The following is a 6,353-nucleotide window of genomic DNA, read 5'->3' on the forward strand; positions in this document are numbered from 1 at the left end:
GTGACCCGGAAGTCATCAAACGCATCATGGCAGACGAGCCGAAATCATAAGCCCCGCGGCCTTCGCCGGATGGATACCCTCTACGCGTTGGCTTTCCCCAATGTCACTTCGGCGTTGAAGTCAGCTTCGCGCCCCCATCCCAGTCATTGATCTAAGAGTGCGGTCACGCCAAAAGCGGACTTCCAATCTGTGGTTTAGCCACTCCGGATAAGCATCAACGCTTGCCTAAGATTTCGTCCAGGATTGGCGCGACCTTCTTCAGGTCGTAGCCTTCGGAATAACGAAAGTGGCTACGGGATGGGCGACTGAAGTTCCGCAGTAAGTTTGCGAGTTTCGCCTCTGCTGCTATTTTATCAGGCCCTTTCGCATCCCGGACTGCAAGTACCAACTCGGCAAGGTGGTGGGCTTTCCACCGGCCTAGTGTGTCGACGGTTTTATGGAGATTGAGCGCGCTAACTATCTTGTCGCCAAGCGCCAACGTCTCGTTCGGCAGCTTGTATCGTACCGTCCAATCGGAAAAGGAAGAGGCGGTCGAATCTAACTTCGGTCGACTCTTTATCGTCATAGGAAGAGCTGCTTTTGCCTTTTTCGTCACGGCGCAATCCCGATTCCATAATCATTTCCATTCCCTGGCCATGAAGGAATTCGGCCAAGTCCGAGATGCGAACTAACAGCCGATAGCCATCAGATCGAACATCGTCGTCGTAATAAATTTCGCGGTCGTCTTCGACTTCTGGATGACCCCATACCTCGTAGATGAAAGTTGGCTCGGAATGATCCGAACGAAACCAACGAGCACCCCGGTCAGTTTGACGAGACAGACCCAACACTTTTGTAATGGCGCGCCCTGGCTCGCACTCAATGCGACGTGTCCCATTGCAAAAGCGGTCGGGGCGATCGAATCGACTATCGCCGTCGTTGCTCTTAAGCCACCCCCGCAACACGTAGTCGCCAGCATCGATCTCGAGGTCGTCGCCCTCTGGCGGAATTCGGTAGTCAAAATCGTCCCAGGTCGTTTGGAGAGCTCGCACGAGCGCAGGGGCTGTATCTGAAGACACGAGGCCAGTGCTTACCCTGACCTCATGGCGAAAGGTTCGCGAGGCGGTTGTGGCTGATTGATCGACCACGAGGTATCCGGGCCTATCGGCTACCATGATCTCGGCAAGAATCTCAGGATCCGTTGCATCCTTGCGCCATTCAGCGATCGGCCTCTGCGGAGGTCGCCAGAAGCTCTCCAAAAGGGGACGACCTCCAACCAGATCGGACAACCAGATAGGAGGTACGGTAAGCTTGTCGATGCGAATCTCGTAGTCCAACGAGCCATAGTCCCAGTCGTGCTGCGCTAAACGGTGCGACGTTAGGATTTCTCCGCCCGCACACCACATCGCATGCCATTCGAGGTAGCTCTGATAGCGCTCAAGTGTCGGAAGGCTGCCGTGGCTGTGGGAAGAGCGCCGCCAACTGCGGTCGTTGAAGCGACCTTTGCGCTTTTCTCGGGAACCATATGGGGGCTCGTCTATGACGCCCCACACGTCCGATATGTACTTGTCGGCAGTCTCGAAGAGCATCAACGACGCCGATTGACCGGCCGACAATTGCCGTCGCTTAACCCCTTGATCGATCAGGGGATTAAGAGTCTGATGTAAGGAGGCTACATCTGTGTCTTGCCAGCGTGCCGAGCACGAGAGGGCGGTATTCAAGTCGAGCAAGACTAGCGTTCGCATTCCAGCGTCCCAGGGAAACCCCTCCACGTTCTCCAAGCGGATACCTGCATCTTCAAGCACATCGGAGAAGGCGCGAGCCAGTTCCATCTCGGGAGCTTTAGTTGCGGACTGACCTCTTTCTGCTAGTGCGGCCACGGCCCGAATCTGGTCCATGATTTCGCTGTCGAGTTCTGCGGCCACTTCCAAAGCGGTGTCGAAAAGTGCCCTGCTATCGTCTGGGCTAATCCAAAGCAGCCACTCCGCAAATCGAGCCAAGATGGAAGACTTGTCTGCGGCACCGATTTTGTCGCGTCTGACGCTATGAGCTTCATTCGCTATGCTCGATACGAGATCGCCGTGAAGAGCCTTCACATTGCGTAGTCGAGCGAGCAGCGTTTCGGCGTTCCTTGCTTCATAGGACGACCAGCGATTTCGGATGGTAAGCGCAAATTGAACGACCTCTCTGGCAAGCCTAGGCTCCCCCGCCAAAACAGCGATGCTCTCTGCGGCCTTCGCGCGCATCCCACTGGATTCGTAGTGGCGGTTGATGCTCCACGCATTCTCCGACAGATGCCTCAACGCATCTCGAGCGAGACCATCAGCGGCTCCTATTGTACCGCCTGAAGCTATGAACTGGGCACGCCACGCATACGCTCTCGAAACGGACCCCACCACCTCGCGAAGCTCGCGGTCGTGTTGACTCGTATCCTGATAGCCTCGGCCACTCTCTGGCTTTCCCTCCGGCTTGGGCCGGGGAGCCAACGGGTCGACATCCTTTCCGACGCGACCTTCGAGGGCTTCACAAAGTAAGTAAGACCGCATGATTGCGTCGAGAAGGACGTGATGCGAGCCGTAGAGGCGATCAATTCTCCTCGTCTCGTTGTCTAAAAAGGGTGAGAGCCAGCTCTTTAACTCAGTTGGATGCCGACCTCTCATCACAAGAAGTTCAACGCCAGAAATGATGATGTCTACGATCCGTGGGCCAAGCTCTTGATTCGGCCCATATCTTTCAAGCAGCTTGGTACTGGGTTTTGCCAGCGTAAAGAGTGCTCGCAAGCCATCTTCTAGCCTTGCTGGGTCTACCACCGCACCAGACATGGCCAGCGGTACAAGTACAAACACAGCGCGATGGAGCGGTAGAGAATCGGCGATCTCGTTGACGATCTCGAATTGACCCTCGGCCAAAAGGCGGTCGACAACGGCGAGGCCCGCGTCCATCGCAAAACGCCAATGCCGTAACCCTCGATACCTGCCTACGGCTGCCGCTACACCGGAGGTACTTAGTTCAGCATAGAGAGTTTGAGCAAAGTCCTCAGCCTCAATTGACCATGCACGGGCATGTTCGTTCTCGATACGGTCTTCCTCATAGGTGTCCCATCTCAGTTTGAACCAGGCGTTGACTCGCTTTCGAAGTTCGTGGGCTGACGACCTGTTGTCCGGCCCTGTCCGATGACCGATCATCTGAAGCAAGATTGGACCGTGGCTTGCAACGTAGTCAGGATCGCGGAGGACCAATCGACGGACGGAGTCCTCTGCAAACCTAACCGATAGAGACCGATGCGCTATTAGAAACTGCCTTAAGTTATCGTCGCTATGAACCGCCTCAGCACCCATCATAATGAAACGCAGCGCTCGGCTATTGTTCCCGGCAGTGCGGCAGACCCGAATAGCCGTGCGAAGACGCTGGGTCCCTATCTCGCGCCGTTGGGCGACATCCGGTAGTAGCCCCGTTGGAGGCTCCGGCTCCCTTTCGACAAAATTGAGCAAGTTCTCGTATTGACCCGCGCTAAACATCATGGGCACAACGGCCAGGGCGGCATATGCGCTCGTCGACGCCGTTGCTAAGAAATGGTCCGCTGCCGCGCGTGTTATTTCCGACAACTGATCAGCACCGGCAACTCTCGCATAGGCTTCAAAATCTTCGTCAGCGAAGCCTATTTTTTTATCATCCTGCGTAAAGCCGGGAACAAGATCGGCAACGATGTCGATCAGGGCAGACCTCGACACATTCAGAACACTTGAAAGCACGTCGATCGGAACCGGGCGTGGCAAGTGAGTAACAGCAGCACAAAAGCGCCGGATCACTCGCTCGTCACCATGTTTTCGAAATGCTTCGACGAGTTGCGTTTGAAAAATTTGATCCAGCGCTTTGCCGTCTGGCCTCAGCGCATCGATCGCCTGAGCATAGTCGCCTGGAGCCGACTTCAATGCATAGGACTGAACGCGCGGAACGCCTTTCGAAAGTTTGTGAAACTCATCGATCCAATCATCATCCGCGTTCCAGAATTTCCGGACATATTCGGCGGTCTCCGGCAGGGCGAACGGTTCGAGTTCGATCCTCTGGAAACGGGCCGGGATTGGTAATTCGGAAAGCCTGCTCGTGCGGCAGCTTACCAGGATGCGGACATTGGTCGGAAGGTCTTCAAGAGACATCAAATCTTGCGCAAAGCTCGGCTCAGGCGGGTGCTTCGACCGAGCGGCGGTTGATGCGTTATCAATTGCGTCTGCGGTGACTACGAGAAGTGCCTTGTCGTTCAACGAGGACAAGAGCTTTGCGGCTTCATCAATTCGACGGCGCAGCGCTCGCGGGAAATCGGTGTGATCTCTGGGGACGAGGTAGGTCGGAAGCTTCAGCCTCTCAGCCACTTCATTCGCTAGCTGAACGAAGGCGTCCCTCTGCCGGTGCCTGGATTTGCTGGCGTCCAAGTAAGAACCAGCGCCATAGCAATCGTACACGACCATCACCGATTGCTCAGGCAGCTCTGCAGCTATGAGCTGAAGGGCCGTCGTCTTTCCAAGCCCGCCGTTGCCGTGCAAGCAGAAATATTGATGTCCGTCGCCTCCCAAGGCTTTCGCGGCATCTGAAATGCTCGTGCGCTTAACTGGCTGGTCGACAAAATCGATGTACGAGGGCGCGGGGAAAAGAACAGACGGATCGCCTGCGCCAAGCTTCAGCAAGATGTCGTGAGGCGTGACAAATTCGCCTGCGCGCTCAGGGAGCATAAGATCATGGACATATCGTCGTAATTCGCTTGCGATTTCAACAAACTCTACGTCTTCCCACTGAGATATTCGTTTCAAGACGTCGTTTTCGATCAGAAAGCGCGAGCCTGTTGCACCAACTAGGTCGAACGATCTCGCAAACTGGCAAAAATCCGAGAGAGCCAAACCGCTGGCTTTGGTCAGAGTCTGCAGGTCGCTCGAAATTTTAGGGCGCTTTGATTGGCCGGAAACACCGATAGCCTTCGCCTCATCGATAGCCTTGATAAGAGCGTCATCTATCCGCTGATTGGTAACGAGCTGCACCGCAACTGTGATGGGGTCGTGCGCTATCCTTTTAGCCACCAGAGCAGCGTAAGCCCTAGCCATCTTCCCAATAACCGAGGACTCCGGCTTCGCTGTCTTTGCTGCGGAAATGCGTGAAACTGTCCAGGATGCACTCGCATTTGCTGCTGAGTACTTCAGTTGCTGAAGTTCAACCCTATCGGCGGTCGTCACCCACTCGGCTCCATAGAGTAGGGTGCAGTCGACACCATCCCATTCGCTTCCAGTCCCGGCATCGGCCGACAAACCCTCCAACGCCATTGCACTGAGCCCGGAGTCGCGCTCAATGAGGCGCAATGCCTGCCGCATCGCCCAAAACTCGTGGAAATCGTCCCCGGTGTTCGAGCCGCGAGCACCACCAAAGTCAGCCTTCTGTGAACTGGCCATTCTACTTCAGCGAACTCCATTTACGTGTCGAATCGTCCCACATGATCGCAAGCTACTTGTCGAGTCCAAACCTATCAAATGTCGATCTTCGCGTTCGCCGCAGTTGGTTGGGGTATCTCGACAAGTTGATGGTGCTGAACGGAAACGCTGGATGCGATGGTCTGCTGGATGAACGAACGCGTTGAGTACAGAATGGCAGCTATGGCGCATCGGCAGCCAAGAGCTGCCTGTCCGCACTCGGCCCCATTGCGGCGATAAATTTCGTTTCTGGAGGAAGTCCGCGTTCTGCTTGCTATGACCAAGCTCGACGGCGGCGGTGCGACCTCACCGTAGCTTGATGGGCGGTCGATTGCATTTCCGGTGCTTCATGATCGCATGTTGGCCGCGCTCCCAGTGTCGAAGTCTCTGCGATTTTTGGCATGGTTACTGGCATGCCGAACTGTCCGAGAGGTGTGTTTCGCCAAGGTGATTCCCACCATCATTTTGCAAATCGGCGGTCGTCGCCGCACGCCTTGGTCAGAAGTCTTTCGGCAGTTCTCATGCAGGAAATCCGCGCGTTCGGCGCAAAAGCGGAAATCGGCCTTTTGGGCGAAAAGGGCGGGATTTTACGAGGGCAAGATAAAAGAACATGGCACTACGTCGCCCATGTTCTGGAAATTATTGTTGTCTGCACACTGTTTAGGTGGTGCGCGAGCGGCACCCCATTTTTGACCCCCTTGGTGCCATGATTTCTCGCAAAGCATTGGCATTGCTAGGTTTTGACCGGCACTATAGCCGCAAATTACCCGATTTTTGGCAGTTTCAACCGAGGTACGAGCATGAGCGCCGGCGACGGAAATCGTTTCCAACTGGAGCCGAATTTAGAGGTGGCTCGGTTTGTCTGAACAGCTTCGGGCGTTTCGCTAAGTGGATTTCCGCCTCGATTATGCCGCCACCATC

At 55.3% G+C, this 6,353-nt stretch carries 2 protein-coding genes; one reads left to right on the forward strand and one right to left on the reverse strand.

Annotation, left to right across the window (positions count from 1 at the left end; genetic code table 11):
• Nucleotides 1-452: 452 nt before the first annotated feature.
• On the reverse strand, nucleotides 453-5,201 hold the full coding sequence (locus P7F60_RS30570; protein ID WP_277921218.1) for an NACHT domain-containing protein: 4,749 nt from the start codon (nucleotides 5,199-5,201) through the stop codon (nucleotides 453-455).
• A gap of 752 nt (nucleotides 5,202-5,953) precedes the next feature.
• Between P7F60_RS30570 and P7F60_RS30575 the strand changes: the two genes are divergently transcribed.
• On the forward strand, nucleotides 5,954-6,142 hold the full coding sequence (locus P7F60_RS30575) for a hypothetical protein (RefSeq protein ID WP_277921219.1): 189 nt from the start codon (nucleotides 5,954-5,956) through the stop codon (nucleotides 6,140-6,142).
• The last annotated feature ends 211 nt before the right edge of the window (nucleotides 6,143-6,353 follow it).

Source organism: Rhizobium sp. YJ-22 (assembly GCF_029601685.1).
Taxonomy (GTDB): domain Bacteria; phylum Pseudomonadota; class Alphaproteobacteria; order Rhizobiales; family Rhizobiaceae; genus Metarhizobium.

Bases quoted from the DNA above. Each gene is read 5' to 3' on its own strand.
- P7F60_RS30575 (WP_277921219.1), top strand. From the start codon at position 5,954: ATGCAGGAAATCCGCGCGTTCGGCGCAAAAGCGGAAATCGGCCTTTTG.